Annotated in this window: 16 protein-coding genes; 13 read left to right on the top strand and 3 right to left on the bottom strand. The window is 45.0% G+C overall.

The window, feature by feature from the left end:
• Positions 1 to 64 precede the first annotated feature (64 nt).
• Positions 65 to 637, bottom strand: coding sequence for a xanthine phosphoribosyltransferase (locus tag ACGG81_RS05820; RefSeq protein ID WP_008976065.1), 573 nt, complete (start codon positions 635 to 637; stop codon positions 65 to 67).
• Positions 638 to 831: 194 nt separating this feature from the next.
• Between ACGG81_RS05820 and ACGG81_RS05825 the strand changes: the two genes are divergently transcribed.
• The 13 genes from ACGG81_RS05825 to rnhA all read left to right on the top strand — a co-directional run bounded on the left by ACGG81_RS05825 (position 832) and on the right by rnhA (position 13,603).
• Entirely contained in the window at positions 832 to 1,602 is a 771-nt protein-coding gene (locus ACGG81_RS05825) for a xanthine dehydrogenase family protein subunit M (protein WP_016439121.1), read from the top strand.
• Between the two features lie 2 nt (positions 1,603 to 1,604).
• On the top strand, positions 1,605 to 2,066 hold the full coding sequence (locus tag ACGG81_RS05830) for a (2Fe-2S)-binding protein (protein WP_390110068.1): 462 nt from the start codon (positions 1,605 to 1,607) through the stop codon (positions 2,064 to 2,066).
• Entirely contained in the window at positions 2,066 to 4,339 is a 2,274-nt protein-coding gene (locus ACGG81_RS05835) for a xanthine dehydrogenase family protein molybdopterin-binding subunit (protein WP_390110071.1), read from the top strand. Before ACGG81_RS05830 ends, ACGG81_RS05835 begins: the two co-directional genes overlap by 1 nt.
• A complete protein-coding gene (gene yqeC / locus ACGG81_RS05840) occupies positions 4,339 to 5,697 on the top strand; it encodes a selenium cofactor biosynthesis protein YqeC (RefSeq protein ID WP_270196590.1) in 1,359 nt (452 codons plus the stop codon). Before ACGG81_RS05835 ends, yqeC begins: the two co-directional genes overlap by 1 nt.
• Positions 5,698 to 5,752: 55 nt before the next feature.
• Positions 5,753 to 6,265, top strand: coding sequence for a GNAT family N-acetyltransferase (locus ACGG81_RS05845; RefSeq protein ID WP_120091472.1), 513 nt, complete (start codon positions 5,753 to 5,755; stop codon positions 6,263 to 6,265).
• A 124-nt stretch (positions 6,266 to 6,389) separates the two neighbouring features.
• On the top strand, positions 6,390 to 6,884 hold the full coding sequence (locus ACGG81_RS05850) for a molybdenum cofactor biosynthesis protein B (RefSeq protein ID WP_390110074.1): 495 nt from the start codon (positions 6,390 to 6,392) through the stop codon (positions 6,882 to 6,884).
• Complete coding sequence (yqeB, locus tag ACGG81_RS05855) at positions 6,881 to 7,729, top strand: selenium-dependent molybdenum cofactor biosynthesis protein YqeB (RefSeq protein ID WP_390110077.1); 849 nt, start codon at positions 6,881 to 6,883, stop codon at positions 7,727 to 7,729. Before ACGG81_RS05850 ends, yqeB begins: the two co-directional genes overlap by 4 nt.
• A gap of 46 nt (positions 7,730 to 7,775) precedes the next feature.
• Positions 7,776 to 8,279, top strand: coding sequence for a bifunctional precorrin-2 dehydrogenase/sirohydrochlorin ferrochelatase (locus ACGG81_RS05860; protein ID WP_117576242.1), 504 nt, complete (start codon positions 7,776 to 7,778; stop codon positions 8,277 to 8,279).
• Positions 8,242 to 9,120, top strand: a complete 879-nt coding sequence (hemC, locus tag ACGG81_RS05865; RefSeq protein WP_270458419.1) for a hydroxymethylbilane synthase — start codon at positions 8,242 to 8,244, stop codon at positions 9,118 to 9,120. Before ACGG81_RS05860 ends, hemC begins: the two co-directional genes overlap by 38 nt.
• Complete coding sequence (gene cobA, locus ACGG81_RS05870; protein WP_270458417.1) at positions 9,098 to 10,624, top strand: uroporphyrinogen-III C-methyltransferase; 1,527 nt, start codon at positions 9,098 to 9,100, stop codon at positions 10,622 to 10,624. The genes hemC and cobA overlap by 23 nt, the downstream gene beginning before the upstream one ends.
• The gene (locus ACGG81_RS05875; RefSeq protein ID WP_320852359.1) at positions 10,618 to 11,346 is read left to right on the top strand and encodes an MBL fold metallo-hydrolase; all 729 of its coding nucleotides are present in this window, start codon (positions 10,618 to 10,620) and stop codon (positions 11,344 to 11,346) included. Before cobA ends, ACGG81_RS05875 begins: the two co-directional genes overlap by 7 nt.
• Before the next feature lie 74 nt (positions 11,347 to 11,420).
• The gene (locus ACGG81_RS05880; RefSeq protein ID WP_390110080.1) at positions 11,421 to 13,136 is read left to right on the top strand and encodes a MutS-related protein; all 1,716 of its coding nucleotides are present in this window, start codon (positions 11,421 to 11,423) and stop codon (positions 13,134 to 13,136) included.
• Positions 13,127 to 13,603 (top strand): ribonuclease HI, encoded by a 477-nt coding sequence (gene rnhA, locus ACGG81_RS05885; protein WP_008976053.1) that lies wholly within the window; start codon positions 13,127 to 13,129, stop codon positions 13,601 to 13,603. The genes ACGG81_RS05880 and rnhA overlap by 10 nt, the downstream gene beginning before the upstream one ends.
• A 62-nt stretch (positions 13,604 to 13,665) precedes the next feature.
• Here rnhA and ACGG81_RS05890 read toward each other — a convergent pair whose 3' ends face one another.
• Entirely contained in the window at positions 13,666 to 16,995 is a 3,330-nt protein-coding gene (locus ACGG81_RS05890; RefSeq protein WP_390110082.1) for an EAL domain-containing protein, read from the bottom strand.
• Positions 16,992 to 17,918, bottom strand: a complete 927-nt coding sequence (locus ACGG81_RS05895) for a PAS domain-containing protein (RefSeq protein WP_390110083.1) — start codon at positions 17,916 to 17,918, stop codon at positions 16,992 to 16,994. Before ACGG81_RS05895 ends, ACGG81_RS05890 begins: the two co-directional genes overlap by 4 nt.
• Positions 17,919 to 18,070: the final 152 nt, after the last annotated feature.

The raw sequence follows: 18,070 nt of genomic DNA on the forward strand, positions 1-18,070 counted from the left end.
CCATAGAAATCACGGGTGTTTGCCAGACCGTGTCTGGCAAACATCGGATGTATGGGAGATTCTTCTAATTACGGAATGTCAGTGAAGTGTCTGTCATGGAATCGATGATTGCCAGCGATTCTAAGTGAACACCCTGAGAGCGGATCAGATCACCGCCATTTTGCATGCCTTTCTCAATGACAACTCCTGCACCTTCGATCGTAGCGCCGGAACCTTTTACAAGATCGATCAGCCCTAACATTGCACAGCCATTTGCAAGGAAATCGTCGATGATCAAAACGTGGTCGTCCTCATTTAAAAACTTCTTGGAGAGGATGACATCGTAAGTACGTTTGTGTGTGAAGGATTCTACTTTTGTGTGGTAGACTTCCCCGTCGATATTGATGCTCTGTGTTTTCTTTGCAAAGACAACAGGAACACCAAAATATTGTGCGACGATGCAGGCAATCCCGATCCCGGAAGCCTCGATCGTGAGAATCTTCGTGATTTTATCGCTTGGAAATCTTCTTCGGAATTCCTTTCCAATCTCATTGATCAGATCGATATCCATCTGATGATTTAAAAAACTGTCTACTTTTAATACATTTCCCGGTTTGACAACACCGTCTTTTAAGATTCTTTCTTTTAAAAGCTGCATGGTATAGTTTCCCTTCTCTTCGGTGATTTTTTGATTTATAAATCATCATACCGCAAGGGACGAGGATTTTCAACAAAAAATAACTGGAAAACAAAAGAAATTACAAATTGTGATATGAAGTAGAATGTGATAAAATAAATCTGTATGTAATAAAATGACGAAACAGCAAGGGAAATGCTGGAAGGAGGATTTTTTTGATAACGATAAACAGTTATGTAAAGCCGGAGAGTCTGGAAGAAGCATACGAGCTGAATCAGAAGCGTGCGAACAGAATTCTTGGAGGAATGATGTGGATGCGGCTCGGGAGCGGACGGGTACAGACTGCGATCGATCTGTCCGGCATGGGATTAGATCAGATAGAAGAATCAGAAGAGGAATTTAAAATCGGGTGTATGTGCACTCTGAGACAGTTGGAACTGCATAAAGGGATTAACCAATATACAGATGGGGCAGTAAGAGAGTGTGTAAGACATATTGTAGGCGTACAGTTCCGTAATCAGGCGACAGTCGGGGGAAGTATTTTTGGAAGATTTGGATTTTCCGATGTTCTGACATGTTTTCTGGCGATGGACTGCTATGTAGAATTGTATAAGGGTGGAATTGTACCGCTCAGAGAGTTTGTCTGTCAGAAGAGAGATCGTGATATTCTTGTGAATGTGATTATTCGAAAAGATGTAAGAAAGATCCGCTATGTTTCTTCCAGAAGAACGAAGACGGATTTCCCGGTAATTGCCTGTGGTGTGGCAAAAGCAGGAGAGGAATGGCAGGTATCGGTTGGAGCCAGACCGATGAAGGCAGTTCTTGTGACAGAGAAGGCTGATGGGAGAAATGCGGCTGAAATTGCAGAAAAGCTGACAGAGCAGGTTACATTTGGCAGCAACATGCGCGGAAGCAGTGAATACCGGAAAGCACTTGCAAAGGTTCTGATCCGCAGACAGATAGAAGCATTGATGGAGGAGTGTTAGAGATGGAAGTAAAGTTTATATTGAATGGAAAACAAACTACTGCCGACATCAAGGAAGATACCGTTCTACTTGATCTGCTTCGGGCAAAGGGCTGTTATAGTGTAAAATGCGGATGTGAGACGACAAACTGTGGTCTTTGTACGGTCTGGATTGATGGAACACCTTCTCTTTCCTGCTCTGTACTTGCGGCAAGAGTGGGAGGAAAAGAGGTAACAACACTGGAAGGCCTTCAGGAAGAAGCGGCAGAATTCGGCGCATTTCTGGCAGCAGAGGGGGCAGAGCAGTGTGGATACTGTTCGCCTGGATTTATTATGAATGTACTTGCGATGGTGCGAAAGTTAGAAGATCCGACGTTGGAAGAAGTAAAGGAATATCTGGCGGGAAATCTGTGCAGATGTACCGGGTATATGGGACAACTCCGCGCGATCAAGAAATATTTAGAGATGAAAAGGGGGACGAAGTAGTGAGTTTTGTAAATACAGCAGTGCCAAAGGTAGATGCTCCGGCACTTGTGACCGGAAAGCCGGTGTACACAGATGATATCGCACCGAAAGACTGTCTGGTCGTAAAGATTCTGCGAAGTCCTCATGCGCATGCGTTGATCGAGGAGGTTCAGACGGAAAATGCAAAAAAAGTTCCGGGGGTGGAATGTATCCTTACTTACAAGGATGTTCCGGATAAGCGTTTTACAATGGCAGGGCAGACATACCCGGAGCCAAGTCCTTATGACAGACTGATCTTAGATCAGAGAGTACGCTTTGTCGGAGATGCGGTGGCAATCGTCGCTGCGGAGACGAAGGAAGCGGCAGAACGTGCGATGAAACTGATCAAGGTCAAATATGAGGTGTTAGAGCCGGTACTTGATTTCCATCAGGCAAAAGACAATGCGGTTTTGATCCACCCGGAGGAAAACTGGAAGAGCCTTTGCCCGGTTGGCGCAGATAATAAGAGAAATCTCTGTGCCTGTGGAAGAGAGGAGCATGGAGATATCGATGCAGTTCTCGATGCGTGTGACTATGTAGTGGAAGGAACTTATCATACAAAAGCAAACCAGCAGGCAATGATGGAGACATTCCGCACATATACTTATATGGATACTTATGGAAGATTAAACGTTGTCTCCTCAACACAGATTACGTTCCATGTCAGAAGAATTCTTGCCAATGCGCTGGATATTCCAAAATCAAAGATCCGTGTCATTAAGCCACGTATTGGAGGAGGCTTTGGAGCAAAGCAGACAGTTGTGACAGAAGTTTATCCTGCAATCGTGACGATGAAGACCGGAAAGCCGGCAAAACTTGTCTACACGAGAGAGGAATCCCAAATTGCTTCTACGCCGCGTCATGAAATGGAAGTGAAGGTTCGTGTCGGAGCAGACAAAGATGGTATCATCAAAGGAATTGATGTCTATACACTTTCCAACACTGGAGCATTCGGTGAGCATGGACCGACAACCGTAGGACTGTCAGGACATAAATCCATTCCACTTTATGGAAAGACAGAAGCATTCCGGTTTGCTTACGATGTTGTTTACACAAATGTGATGTCTGCCGGGGCATATCGTGGATATGGTGCCACACAAGGATTGTTTGCAGTAGAGTCGGCAGTCAATGAACTGGCAGAGAAGATGGGGATCGATCCGGTTGCCCTCCGCGAGAAAAATATCGTGACAGAAGGTCAGGTGATGCCTGCGTACTATGGAGAAACAGCAAACAGCTGCGCGCTTGATCGTTGTCTGGAAAAGGCAAAAGAAATGATGCACTGGGATGAAAAATTCCCGGCAAGAGATCTCGGCAATGGGAAAGTTCGCGGAGTCGGTGTTGCGATGGCGATGCAGGGATCCTCAATCTCTAATGTGGACAATGCTTCTGTGGCAACCAAAGTCAACGATGATGGGTTCTACAGCTTGATGATCGGCGCTTCCGATATGGGAACAGGATGTGACACAATCCTTGCACAGATGGCGGCAGACTGCTTGGATTGTGAAATGGAAAATATTATTGTATCGGGAGTAGATACCGATGTATCCCCGTATGATTCCGGATCTTATGCATCCAGTACGACATATCTTACCGGAATCGCTGTGATGAAGACTTGTGAGACTTTAAAAGAAAAAATCCTGGCAAAAGGAGCTCAGTATCTGGAATGCAGCCGGGAAGAAGTCGATTTTGACGGAAAGAAGGTATTCTGCTTAAAGGATGGACGAGAAATTTCTCTGATGGAGATTGGAAACCGCATTATGTGTAACAATGAGGATGCACTGTTTGCTTCTGAATCCTACTCTTCTCCAGTATCTCCGCCGCCGTTTATGGTCGGCATGGCAGAAGTGGATGTGGATCAGGAGACGGGAGAAATTGAGTTGGTAGATTACGTTGCAGTGGTAGACTGTGGTACCGTTGTCAATCCGTCTCTTGCAAGGGTACAGACAGAGGGCGGAATCGCGCAGGGAATCGGAATGGCTCTCTATGAAGATGTTGTATACAGTGAGAGTGGAAAGAATTTCAGCAATTCTTTTATGCAGTATAAGATTCCGAGCCGACAAGATGTAGGTACAATCCGTGTAGAGTTTGAGAGCAGCTATGAGCCAACTGGTCCGTTTGGTGCAAAATCCATCGGAGAAGTTGTGATCAACACCCCATCTCCGGCAATTGCACAGGCAGTATACAATGCATCCGGGGTTCGTGTGAAGGAACTTCCAATCACTGCGGAGAAAGTATACTGGGGTATGAAAAAATAGTGAAGATTCATGTGATTTTATTGGCGGCTGGAAACAGCCGCCGCTTTGGAAGTAACAAGCTGTTAAGTCTGGTTGAAGGAAAGCCGATGTACAGCCATCTGACCGAGAAGATTGAAAAGATTGCAGAGAGTCTTCCAATCGGAGAAAAAGTGCTTGTGACGCAGTATGAGGAAATTTTTGGAAGCATGAAAAAGGCACGATGGACGGTTGTTAGAAATGATGCACCAGAGGAAGGCGTTTCCTGGTCAATCCGACTCGGAATCCAAAGCATTTTAGGCAAAATCAGAAAAGGCGATGCAGTCAGCTTTTTTGTCTGCGACCAGCCATTTCTGAAGATGGAGACGATCGTTTCTTTTTTGAGCGGATATGCAGCGAGCGGAAAAGGAATCGGATGTCTGACTTATAAAGAACAATGGGGCAATCCTGTTGTATTTTCAGAAGTTTACTTAAAGGAGTTGTTATCACTGTCTGGGGATGTTGGAGGGAAAAAGGTGATGAAGCAGCATTTGCAGGATACCTTTTTCGGAGAAGCGGCATCCAGGCAGGAGTTGGAAGATATGGACTATGCACCAGAAAGCAAAATGTGTGAGCATACAGATGTGTGGAAAATCAAGCAGGGAGATCCTGTTTTTTTTGGCAGCCTTTGCAATGCAGTTGGGATTTTGCCGGGCAGAGATAAGATTATTTCTGTTGTCGGGGCGGGAGGAAAGACGACAACCTGTTACCGACTGGCAAAGGAATTAGCGTTGCTTGGACAAAAGGTCATTGTCACAACGACAACACATATGTGGAAGCCTGCAGAGAACTTTGTGGAGTGGAATGCAGAAAGCGAGTATGGATCTTCCTCTGACTTTTTTAGAGATTTTGCAGAGCAGCTAGAGCGGAAGCGGATCCTGACAGTAGGTGTTTCCTGCGGAAATGGAAAAATCTGTGGCATCCCTTCCGAAAGTTATGAAACGCTGTGCAGTCTGGCAGACGTACTGATCGTTGAGGCAGACGGGGCAAAAGGGAAGGACATTAAAATCCCTGCCGCACATGAGCCGGTGATCTTTCCGGGAACAGATATTGTGATAGGAGTGTTTGGATATCCGGCAGTTGGCCACTCCATCGAGGAGGCAGGTTTTCGTCCGGAGATGCTTGCAGCATTTCTCGGGAAAGGAACAGAAGAGAAAATAAAGTGGGAAGACCTTCTGTATATCGCGAGAAGTGATGAAGGTTTGAAAAAGAATGTGAAAGGAAGCTACACAGTCCTGATCAACCGAGTTCCTGCCGGGAGATTTCCGGATGGAGGACCGGAAGAGATCATATTTTGCGAACAGATTGAAATAGTATCAGAAAAAAACGATAGAGCAGATTAGAAATCAGAGACTGGGCAGTCGTTTTCCGTTTAAATTTGCAAAGGGGAGAAAGAGTATGATAGAAAAGGAGATATCTTCAGAAAGACTTCATTATCGAAAAATTACAGAGAGCGATGGGGCAGCGCTGCATGCCATTTTATCGGATCCATTGATCGCGGAGCCTGCCGGATATCAGGCGCTGGGATCCGAGGAGGAGTTTCGTGAGTTTTTTCAAAATTTAGTGGAAGATGAGAATGGAATTGCAATCCTTCTGGACCAGAAGGTGATTGGTTATTTTCGTATTTTTCCTGAAAAGATGGAAGAAGAGCCTTATAAAGGGAAAAAGTGTGCAGGAGTCGGATTTGTTCTGGGGAAGGAATATCATAGGAAGGGGTATGGCACAGAACTGCTCCGGTTTTGGACAAAAAAGATTAAGCAGGAGTATGATTATTGCTTTGCAGATGCATTTACCGATAATCCGGCATCCAACGCACTGATCAGAAAATGCGGGTACACCTATGTCGAAGATTATACGATGTATTTTGAAAAACTGGGGAGGACGATGACCTGCCATAGCTATGTGATATAGACTGGGAGCCTTCGCGGGAAGAGAGAATGAAGGACAAAATAAAATATTTGGAACATAAAAATCAGGAAAGAAATTGTGATGTTGAGATAGATAAAAATAGATAGAAAAATGAGGAGGAGTTCAGATGAAAATAAGAGTTGCTGTAATTGCAGCCAGTACAACTGGATATGCAGGGAAGCGGGAAGACATCAGCGGAGCGAAAATCTGTGAGATTGTGGAAGAAGCCGGAATGGAAGTCACATTCAAAAAGATTCTGCCGGATGACAGAGAGACACTTGCAAAAGTGATGGCGGTGATCGCGGATAGCCAGATGGCGGATCTGATACTGACAACCGGTGGAACGGGATTTTCCAAAACAGACTGTACACCAGAGGCGACAACTGATATTTGTGAACGGCTTGTCCCGGGGATTCCGGAAGCAATGCGTGCGGCAAGTATGAAGTATACGAAACGTGCAATGCTTTCCCGCGCGGCGGCAGGGATCCGGAAGGAGACATTGATCATCAATCTGCCGGGAAGTCCGAAGGCGGTAGAGGAAAGTCTTGGGGAGATTTTGGAGGAAGTGATTCACGGCGTGGAGATTTTGACTGGACAGACTGCGGAGTGTGCGAGAAAATGAAAAAATTCATAGAAGGAGAGCGTCCGATTCGTGTGTTGATCAAAGGGGCGGGAGATCTGGCAAGTGGGATCGCAGTTCGCTTATATCACAGTGGATTTCAGGTGATCATGACTGAGACCGGTGAGCCGACGACAATCCGTAGATACGTGGCGTTTTCCAGAGCCGTCTATGAGTCTGAAGCCGAGGTGGAAGGAATTATTGCAAAGTGTGTATCGACAAAAGAAGCGCTGGAAAGCTGTCTGGAACAGCAGAAAATCCCGGTCATCACAGATCCGACTTGTGTGCATATGGACTGGTATCAGCCAGATGTGGAGGTAGATGCGATCCTTGCAAAGAAAAATCTTGGAACGAAGATCGAGGATGCTCCCATTGTTATCGGAGTTGGTCCTGGATTTACAGCCGGGATGGACTGCCATTTTGTCGTGGAAACAAAGCGGGGACATGATCTTGGAAGAGTGATCACAGAAGGAACGGCAATTCCGAATACTGGAGTGCCGGGGGTGATTGCAGGTTATGCAAAGGAGCGGTTGATCTGTGCTTCCGGGGAAGGGAGATTTGAACCGAAGGCAGAGATTGGTGATTGCGTAGAGAAAGGACAGCTTGTGGCAATGTGCGGAAAGAATCCGGTCTACGCACAGATGAGTGGAATGATCCGTGGGATGCTCCCGGAAGGAATTGTTGTATCAAAAGGAATGAAGTGCGGGGATATTGATGCGCGCAGGGAATACGCTTACTGCTTTACGATTTCTGATAAAGCAAGAGCGGTCGGAGGTGGTGTCCTTGAGGCAATCCTCCGTGGAAGAAAGCAGATTGCAGAAAATAGAAACAGGGAATTTGATGCATGACAGCCAAAGGAAAAGTTGCGCGAAAAGGGAGAACAGGAGAAGCGAAATGAGTTATTTTCCAATGTTTATAGATATAGAAGGAAAGCATATCCTCGTAGTCGGAGCAGGGAAGATTGCACTCCGGAGGGTGCAGACATTGTTGCAGTTTCGTGCGCGCATCAAGGTGATTGCAAAAGAGATCCCGAAAGAACAAAAGGAGGCATTTCATCTGCTTGTATCTGAAGGGAAAATTGTATTAGAAGAAAAAGCATTTGAAGAGAGTGATCTGACGGAAGCACTTTTTCTGGTGCTGGCGGCGACAAATGTAAAAAAGCTAAATCATGAGATTTGTATGCTGTGCCGTAAGCGGAAGATTCTGGCGAATACTGCAACGGACAGAACCGATTGTGATTTCTATTTTCCAGCAGTGGCAGTCCAGGAGGAACTTGTCGTGGGGATTACGGGAGATGGAAGTGATCACAGGAAGGTTGCAGAGACAGCAGCAAGGATAAGAAAAGTTTTGGAGATGGAACATGAAGAGAAAAATCAGAGTAGGCAGCAGAGAGAGTAAGCTGGCAGTAGTACAGTCGGAGATGATCATACAGGAACTAAAAAAGTTACATCCGCAGTTAGAGATAGAATTGGTGACGATGAAAACGACCGGAGATAAGATTCTTGACAGAAGTCTGGATCAGATCGGAGGGAAAGGACTTTTTGTAAAAGAACTGGATCGCGCACTTTTGGATGGGGAAATTGATCTGGCGGTGCACTGCCTGAAAGATATGCCGATGGAGACACCAGAGGAACTTCCGATTCTTGCATATTCCAGGAGAGAGGATCCGCGGGATGTACTTGTGCCTGCAAAAGGAAAAGAAAACTGGAATGGTCAGGGTGTAATCGGGTGTTCGAGTTTCCGGAGAAGGATACAGCTACAGAAGTTATACCCGGATGCAGAAGTCAGAGGGATCCGGGGCAATATCCAGACACGACTTCAGAAACTGGACAGCGGACAGTATGATGTCCTTGTGCTTGCGGCAGCAGGATTAAAGAGACTCGGACTCGAAGAGAGGATCGAGCGGTATTTTTCTCCAGAAGAGATTCTTCCGGCAGCAGGGCAGGGGATTCTTGTCGTGCAGGGAAGAGAAGAGATGCGGGAACTTGTGAAAGAACTTCAGCCGGAGGAGATGGAAGTGATCGCTGAAAATGAGCGGGCATTTGTGCGAAGGCTGGATGGCGGGTGCAGTTCTCCGGTGGCGGCATATGGAAGAATAGAACAGGATGAATTGGTTCTGACTGGCCTATATTATGAAGAAGATACAGGAAACTATGTAATTGCGACGAAGCGGGCAGAGGTCCGGGCGTCAGCACATTTAGGATGGGAGCTTGCGGATGAATTACGAACAAAACACTAAGAAGCAGGGGAAAGTATGGCTTGTTGGAGCAGGACCGTCGGATCAAGAACTTCTGACTGTCAAAGGGAAACGTCTGCTTTCGGAAGCAGATGTCATTGTCTATGACAGACTTGCAGGGCAGGGTGTGCTTACTTATGGGGCAGAACATGCAGAATATATTGATGTAGGAAAACATTCCGGGAATCACCGGGTGAGACAAAGTGAAATCAACCAGATTCTCGTAAGAGAAGCGATGGAAGGGAAAAAAGTTGTCCGTTTAAAAGGTGGCGATCCGTTTGTGTTCGGGCGCGGCGCGGAGGAGGCGGAAGAACTAAAGAAGGCGGGAATTCCGTTTGAAATTGTTCCGGGAGTGACATCGGCAGTATCGGTTCCTGCATATCAGGGAATTCCGGTCACACACCGGGATGCTGCTTCTTCGCTGCACATTATTACGGCACATAAAAAGGAAGGGCATGAGCCGGACGAGATTCCATTTCGGGAACTGGCGGGTGTGAAAGGAACGCTGGTGTTTCTGATGGGAGTCTCTACACTGCCGTTTTTATGTGCAAATCTAATCCGGGAGGGAATGGATCCGCAGACACCTGCGGCAATTTTGGAGCGGGGAACGACAGCAAGACAGCGGAAGATCACAGGTACCTTGGAAACTTTAGAAGCACTTGCAAAAGAGACAAAGATTCAGACACCTGCAATTATTGTTGTGGGAGAGGTATGCGCCTGCAGATCATTGGAATGGTATGATAAACGACCATTGGCGGGAATGAAGATCATGGTGACAAGACCGAAGGAGCAGAGCAGCCGTCTGGCAGGAATGTTGCGGGAAGAAGGGGCGGAGGTGTTGGAAGCGCCTGCAATCCGCATTGTGCCGGAGGTGGAAAACGAAAGAGTTTCGCAGGTGCTTTTTCACATCCAGAAATACCAGTGGATCGTGTTTACCAGTCCAACCGGTGTAGAAGTGTTCTGGAGCGCCTTGCGGCAGCATCGCGTGGATGTGCGAAGCCTTTCTCACCTTCGGATCGCGGTGATTGGAAGCGGAACTGCGCGCGCGTTGGAAGCACAAGGAATGTATGCGGATCTGATGCCGGAAGTTTATGATGGAGAGCACCTTGGAGCAGCACTTGGGGAGGTACTTTCTGATGAACATATTTTGATTCCGCGGGCAAAGATTGGAAATCCGGAGTTGATCCGTGAGATTAAAAAGAGAAGCGGGGCACTCATAGAAGATCTTCCGATTTACGATACGCATTATGAGGCATATGGATTTATCAATTACCAGGAAGAATTTGAGCAGGGGAAGACCGATTATGTGATGTTTACAAGTGCATCAACAGTAAGAGGTTTTGCACAGGCGGCAAAAGGACTTGATTTTTCCAAAGTACAGGCACTTTGTATCGGGAAACAGACAAAGGCAGCAGCGGATCACTATGGCATGCAGACATTTATGGCAGAGCAGCCGACACTGGAGGCGATGGTGGCGCTTGTAAAAGAAAGGAAGAGGACATGGTAAAGATTACTTATATTTCTCATAGCTGCTTTGCGGTGGAGCTGGAGCACAGCGTACTTGTATTTGATTATTATCAGGGGGAACTTCCGCTTTGGAATCCGGAGAAAACAATCTATGTGTTTGTAAGCCACAGACATTATGATCATTTTTCCAAGGAAATCTTTCGGTGGACAGAGCAGTATCCGAAGATTAAATACATTTTATCCGATGATATTTCTGAAGCGTCATATGATGCAAGTGAGATTTGCAGATCCGATTTGACAAGAATCGCACCGAATCAGACAGAGACAATTGGAAATTGTGTAATAGAAACATTCCGTTCCACAGATGAAGGAGTCGCATTTCTTGTGTCGTGCGAAGGAAAACTTTTTTATCATGCAGGGGATCTGAACTGGTGGCACTGGGAAGAAGAATCTACATTGTACAACGAAACAATGAAGGAAAGATACCAGTCAGAGATCGGGAAATTGAAAGAAGCATTGTCAGGGAAGACGATCGATGTAGCATTTCTTGTACTGGATCCAAGGCAGGAAGATGCATATGCCCTTGGAATGGAGCATTTTCTATTAGAAATTCCAGTGCAGTTTGCGGTTCCGATGCATCTGTGGGAGGAGTATGCGCTGGCGAAACAGTATGTGGAAACTTATGGACAGACACATGAGAAAACAAGATTTTGGTGTGTCAGCGGCAAAGGGGAAGAAGTCATTTTGCCGGAAGAAGCGTAGAGAAAGTAAAAACTGTCTGAGAACAGCATAGAAAAAGCAGGATCTGTTTGTGGACAGAAGGAAGGAGGGGTAGTATGGGACAGGATATTTTACTGCTTTTGATCATTTTTGTGCTGATCATAGTATTTTTGTATCAGATTTCGGCAAATGCCAAGAAAAGAGAGCGATATTTAAAGAACACATGGAAAGAAGCGTGGGGTACCGCTTCGGAGAAAGAATATGACCGTACAAAGTATGAGTCCATTTCTCATTATTTTCAGCAGCAGCTGCGAAAGGGAAAGATCACAGAGACGTATGTAGATGATATTACATGGAACGATTTGGATTTGGATGAGGTCTATCAGCTGATGGATCACACAACTTCCTCGGTGGGAGCAGAGTATCTGTACTATCTTCTGCGGACTCCGGTGCTTTCGGCAGAGAAATTGAAGGAACGAGATCGCCTGATGGAGTTTTTCACCAAAAATGAGGAAGAGAGGATCCGCCTGCAATATCTGTTCTATGAGATCGGAGGAATGCCGAAATATTCTGTGAGCGATTACATTGACCGTCTGGAGGATGTCAGACGTGAAAAAAACAGCAGACATTATCTGGCAATTGCAGCGATTGCTGTCGGAGTCGGTGCGCTGCTGGCAGCTCCCGGGGTTGGGATGATCTTGCTTATAGCGGCGGCAGTCTGGAATATCAAAAGTTATTTTGTGAGAAAAAGTGAGATTGAACCATATATCGCCACCTTTTCTTATCTGATCCGGGTTCTTCGGGCAGCAGAAGCATTGGGGAAGGAAAAAATCCCGGAGATACAGTTTTATCTTGACAAACTACATAAGATTCGGGAAGAAATGAATGTATTTCTGAAACATTCCCATGTGCTTGTGGCAGGGAGAGGTGCGACTGGATCGATGGTCGATGCAGTACTTGATTATATCCGGATGTTGTTTCACATTGACTTAATCAAATTCAATTCGATGCTGGAAATGGCAGAAAAAAATAGAGGGAAAATTGAAGAAGTGATCCAAATTATCGGATATTTGGACAGTATGATCAGCGCGGCATCTTTCCGTACATTTCTTCCTTATTATGAGAAACCGAATTTTACAGAAGGAAAGAAGGCAGAAATCTATCTGGAAAATGTATATCATCCACTGCTGGCAGATCCGGTGGCAAATTCTGTTATAGCGCACCGAAGTATTCTTCTGACTGGATCCAATGCATCTGGAAAATCTACTTTCTTAAAGACCGTGGCAATCAATACGGTGCTGGCGCAGACGATTTTTACCTGCCCGGCGGCAAAATATGAAGCGCCGTTTTTTCAGATCTATTCTTCGATGGCTCTGCGTGACAACTTGCAGGGGAATGAAAGCTACTACATTGTGGAAATCAAGTCATTGAAAAGGATTTTAAATCATGTAAACGAGGATGTTCCGATGCTGTGTTTTGTGGATGAGGTGCTGCGTGGAACGAACACTGTCGAGCGAATCGCGGCCTCCGCACAGATCTTGAAAAGTCTTGCAAAAGAAGGTGTGATTTGTTTTGCGGCAACGCATGATATTGAATTGACACATCTGCTGGAGAACTGCTATGACAATTATCATTTTCAGGAGACAATCATGGATGAGGATATCCTGTTTGATTATTGCCTGCAAAAGGGGAGAGCAGTATCACGCAATGCGATCAAACTTCTTCGGTTGATCGGATATGAAGATCGGATTACAGATGAGGCAGAGAAAATGGCAGAAGAATTTTTAGCAACGGGGAACTGGACCAGACAGGAGGAAAGAATATGCATGTAAAGATTTATACAGATGGGGCAGCCAGAGGAAATCCGGACGGACCGGGAGGATACGGAACTGTGCTCGAGTATGTAGATAGAAAAGGAGAATTACATACAAGAGAACTGTCCGGTGGTTACAGAAGGACAACGAACAACCGGATGGAGCTGATGGCGGTGATCAAAGGATTGGAAGCGCTGAACCGTCCGTGCAGCGTTGAGTTGTATTCGGATTCCAAATATGTGGTGGATGCGTTTAATCAACACTGGATCGATGGATGGATCAAGAAAGGCTGGAAGCGCGGGAAAAATGAGCCGGTCAAAAACGTGGATTTGTGGAAACGGCTTCTGACAGCCAAGGAACAACATCAAGTTACTTTTATCTGGGTGAAAGGACATGATGGACATCCGCAGAACGAGAGATGTGACACACTGGCGACGACTGCGGCAGATGGGACCGATCTTATGATAGATGAAGGGGTTTTGTAAAGAGTTAGAAAAAGAGGGATGGCGGACAATGCAGATGCAAAGTCGGACCATCCCTCCTTTTTCTATGGCGAGATTTTGAAATCTGTTTCCGCCGGCATGAATCTAGATTCAAATTCGGAAATAGGCATTGGTGCTCCGAATAAGTATCCCTGTGCAGAAGGACATCCCATAGAGGTGAGGAGTGCTGCCTGTTCTTCATTTTCGATGCCCTCAGCGATGACTTCTACCGGAAGTTCTTTGCACATTTGAATTACATGCTTGATGATCGTCTGATTAGATGCTCTGAAACACAGTGTCTGAATCAGACTGCGGTCAAGTTTTAGAACGTCAAAATCCATGTGGGTGAGAATGGACAAGTTTGTATATTTTGTGCCGAAATCATCGAGGGCAATTGTGAATCCGGCCTGCCGTAGCTGGTGGCTGAGTGTCAGGAGAACATCGCAATCTTTCTCTTCGATAGTCTCGGTGATTTCAATTTGGATCAAAGAAGGTGAAATTTGGTAAGTGTGTACCAGTTCAAGCAGGGAAGGAAGGATTTCTTCTTCCATCAGTGTAATTCTAGAAAAATTGATGGAAATAGGAAATGTTTTATGTCCTTCCTGTTGCCAGCGCCCGAGAAGACGGCACGCTTGTTCTAAAACAAATAGATCGATATAGCGGATTAGGTGCTCTTTTTCTAGTGGTGGAATAAAAAAATCAGGTGCTATCAAGCCGCGTTCCTCGTGGCGATACCGGATCAATGCCTCAGCTCCGATAAGTTTTCTTGAGGAGAGATCTACTTTGGGTTGAAGGTAGATGAGGAATCGTTCTTCTTTTAAGTCGCGCAATGTTTGTTGCAGGATAGTAGGACGATGCCGTTTGGCAAAATAAGGTGTTTCCATGTAATATTTTTGCTTTTCTTCCATCATCGAATCTTCTGCAAGAGATTTGAGTATGGAAAAATCTACTTCTTTTTGCATCCAGTGGTAGCCAAAGGAAATCCCGTCATGTCTCAGAACGATGGGATCTGCCTGTAATAGTGAAATCTGTTGATAAAAATATTTGCCGGAAGCATTTTCGCAGATAATACAAAATTCATTTCCGCTGAGACGGAAGTGATAGGCATCTGGGAAATATTCTCGAAAAACACGAGCAGTGTCCAGAAGCACCTGATTGCCAAAGGAATATCCCATCGTATTGTTAATCTGTTTGAAACCATTGATATCCGCAAGCACAAGTCCTACGGAGGAGAGTTCTTCAAAATGCCGTTTTTTAGTATAAGAAGAAAAACTTGCAAGATTGTAAAGGCCGGTTAGTGCATCATGCCAGAAGTTATAGTCTAGTTTTTTCTCCGCATCGATACTATGCAGCCGATTTGTGAGAAGATGACATACCAGACGAAGAAAATGTAACTCATTGCCACAGGTATGCGGGTTGGATAAAATCAGGCAGGCATTTTTAGGGTGTTCAGCGGAGAAAGAAAAACCAAGCATCTGCCGGATTTCGTAACGTTCCAGAAGTCGCATTTCCTCCGGATAGTTTGGGCGGAGCATTTCAATATCCGGGATGTGGATGATATCATTTGTGTAAAATAAGTCCTGAATAAATGCGTATTTTTCAATTTGAGTCAGTTGGACCAATGCACTTTGGGAAATAGAGTTTTCGTAATGCCAAAGGCATTTGAAATGATAAGAATTTCCCGTATGGGCAGGATAAATCAGACAGACATCATCCGCCTGATAAAATTTGCCGAGTGTTTGTGCGGCTACCTGGAGGATCTCTTTTGTTCCGGACAGAGATTCCAGCAGAGAAGCATATTCTGTTAATGCGATAGAAAATCTTTGCTGGATTCCGTTCAATTTTAGATCCGTAATATCGATTGCAAGCTCCATGCGCACTTTACGGTGATTCCATGTGATAAATTTATCTTTGAGCAGGTAATCACGGTTCAGGAGTCGGTGGTGGTGTTCCCAGATGACCGGCTTTTGATCCAAAAGGTGATTTGTGCAAAATGGGCATGGTTTGTGTTCTCCTTGAAGTACTTCGTAGCATTTTTTTCCAATGGGATCATTGCCGGATAATCCTAAAATGTCACGGACTTGCGGAGAAACGTAGAGGAGTTCATAGGTGTATGGATCACTCAGATATGTAATATCCTCCAGATTTTCAATCAACGCATGGAAGATTTCCTGTGACCATGCAGGATCCTCCGGTTCCATAACAATTTCACTTTTAGGAATACCATTTTGTTCGGGTAGATGCATGACTGAAGTATAGAAGGTAAAACAGTTGCGCCCACGTGCTTTTGAGTGATAAAGAGCGATATCCGCTTTTTCATACAGTACTTCAAAGTCAAATCCATAGTTCGATGTGAGGCAGATTCCCATACTATATGTAAGAATACCGCGGAAAGGTACTACGGTATATCGAAGCTTTTCTAACTTTTGGATCAGAAAGTCTTTCGAAGGGATATTTTTGATAAAGGCAATGAACTCATCTCCGCCGATTCGCCCGATGATATCGTCCGAACGGAAATGCTGCTGAATTCGTTTTGCCGTTTCTTTTAGCACCTTGTCTCCGCAAGCGTGTCCATGGAGATCATTGATCTTTTTAAAGTGATCAAGGTCAATGATGATAAATGCGTGGCAGGCATCGGGAGAACTTGCTTCTAATTGGCTGCGGATCAATGTCTCAGCAGCTCCCTTGTTATATAGCTTGGTCAGAGGATCCAGCCGGGAGGCGTTTTCAAGAGTCAGCCGCTCTCTTTTTGCTGCATCAATGTCATGTAAGTAGAGAAGACAGCGGATATCTCCGGAAACAGGGTCTTTCATCATATGGGCAGTTGTTTCTACCCAGCAAGTCTTTCCAAAATTCGTCAAATGACGATATTCTAATTTGAGTTCCTGAATCCCGTTGGCATAATTTGCAAGAAGATTTTTACGCGAAAAAGTTTCCAGAAATTTGGGATAATCTTTCCGATGAATATTTTTGCTTCCTTCGACTCTTAGATATTGGTCATAAGAGCGGCAGAGGTGTTCCATCAATTCTTGGGTATTCATCTCGGAGAGGGTGTCGATGATACCTTCGGTCAGGTTGATTTCCGCGTAAAACAGAGTATCTGCAAGCAGAGCACGTCGGTAAGTTTCTTCTTTGAGATAAGCATATTCCATTTCTTTATGCTGAGTAATATTTTCCACGACACCAATGGCACGGACCGGTTTGTGCTGACCATTGAAAACAGTTGTCATTGTGATCGTATTCCAGTAATATTTTCCGTCTGCTGCTAAGATTTCTACGGTGCAGCTGCTGTGAGGACTTCCTTGTTGGATTTCTCTGTACATGGAAAGAAAAGCGGCAGCATGTTTGCGAGGAATGATCTTAGAACGCACAAAACTTTCCGGAACATCATTCATGATTTCCGGCAGTCCATAGAGGTGCATTGTTTCTTTCGAATGGACCACTTGTTTTTTTGAATATGATAGTCAAAGATCACACTCTGTGTCTGTGTGACAGCAATCCGGAAACGCTCTTCGTTGATAGCAAGTTCCTGTTCAGATAGTCGGCGCTTTGTGATATCGATGATGACGCAATTTAAAGTGGGAACTCCTTTCCGAGAATGGCTGAAGGCACCGTTTGTCAGAAGATAGCGTATGGAACCGTCCTTGTGAAAAATTCTTTGTTCAAATTCAAAATGAGATTCTTGACTTCGGTAAGTACGCTCGATGATTTCCATAATAGACGTTGCATCCTCAGGAAGGATCGTGGCAATTAGCTTGTTGCCCAGTTGTGTCTGCATTTCTGCAGAAGTGTATCCATATAGCTGATAGAAGCTATCGTTTCCATAAAGAAGTGTGAAATCCTGATCCATCAAAATTTTACAGACTCCACCGGGAATGTTATGGGTAAGTTCACTCAGCTCTTGCTGCAGTTCAATGGTATCAGTGATATCCAGACAGATACTTGCTACAAATTCGGAATTTTTATGGAAAAACTTCTTTCCTTGACCGATGACCCAGATAAAAGAACCATCTTTTTTTAACATTCTATATTTAATTTCGTACGTCTGGTCTTCGTTTAGAGCAGACAAAACAGTGTCTGTTGTATACTCCCGATCATCTGGATGGATGCCGTTGATCAGTTTATTTTTAATAAACGTACAATATTCCTCGCGGCTCTCAAAGCCAAGAAGGTGCAGCAGTTGATCGCTGATGAAATGAAAAGGGAATCCTTCTCCGGTATAGCCGCAGAGGAGTCCACCGGAAATTGAGCCTTTGAGAAACTCAAAAAGATCCTGGTGGAGCAGGCTGGAGAGGGAAGAAATCTGATGATCTGTCATGGGTATTGCCCTGCCTTTATTTGTTATAATGATTGCCCGGAAAGAAGAGTTTAAAATCTTCCTTCCGGTTCTTGTTTTGTTGTTTGAAATGTCTCTGGATATCATACCATATTGCAGGCGTCGGGGCAATGACTAGAAATTGCAGAAGCAGG

This window comes from Faecalimonas umbilicata (genome assembly GCF_042846195.1).
GTDB classification, from domain to species: domain Bacteria; phylum Bacillota; class Clostridia; order Lachnospirales; family Lachnospiraceae; genus Faecalimonas; species Faecalimonas umbilicata.

Excerpts from the sequence above, each read along its gene's own strand:
- ACGG81_RS05850 (WP_390110074.1), top strand. The coding sequence starts at position 6,390 with ATGAAAATAAGAGTTGCTGTAATTGCAGCCAGTACAACTGGATATGCA.
- ACGG81_RS05820 (WP_008976065.1), bottom strand. The coding sequence starts at position 637 with ATGCAGCTTTTAAAAGAAAGAATCTTAAAAGACGGTGTTGTCAAACCG.
- ACGG81_RS05890 (WP_390110082.1), bottom strand. The coding sequence starts at position 16,995 with ATGAATGATGTTCCGGAAAGTTTTGTGCGTTCTAAGATCATTCCTCGC.
- cobA (WP_270458417.1), top strand. The coding sequence starts at position 9,098 with ATGAATTACGAACAAAACACTAAGAAGCAGGGGAAAGTATGGCTTGTT.
- rnhA (WP_008976053.1), top strand. The coding sequence starts at position 13,127 with ATGCATGTAAAGATTTATACAGATGGGGCAGCCAGAGGAAATCCGGAC.
- ACGG81_RS05830 (WP_390110068.1), top strand. The coding sequence starts at position 1,605 with ATGGAAGTAAAGTTTATATTGAATGGAAAACAAACTACTGCCGACATC.
- ACGG81_RS05880 (WP_390110080.1), top strand. The coding sequence starts at position 11,421 with ATGGGACAGGATATTTTACTGCTTTTGATCATTTTTGTGCTGATCATA.
- ACGG81_RS05860 (WP_117576242.1), top strand. The coding sequence starts at position 7,776 with ATGAGTTATTTTCCAATGTTTATAGATATAGAAGGAAAGCATATCCTC.
- yqeB (WP_390110077.1), top strand. The coding sequence starts at position 6,881 with ATGAAAAAATTCATAGAAGGAGAGCGTCCGATTCGTGTGTTGATCAAA.
- ACGG81_RS05875 (WP_320852359.1), top strand. The coding sequence starts at position 10,618 with ATGGTAAAGATTACTTATATTTCTCATAGCTGCTTTGCGGTGGAGCTG.
- ACGG81_RS05895 (WP_390110083.1), bottom strand. The coding sequence starts at position 17,918 with ATGACAGATCATCAGATTTCTTCCCTCTCCAGCCTGCTCCACCAGGAT.
- hemC (WP_270458419.1), top strand. The coding sequence starts at position 8,242 with ATGAAGAGAAAAATCAGAGTAGGCAGCAGAGAGAGTAAGCTGGCAGTA.
- ACGG81_RS05845 (WP_120091472.1), top strand. The coding sequence starts at position 5,753 with ATGATAGAAAAGGAGATATCTTCAGAAAGACTTCATTATCGAAAAATT.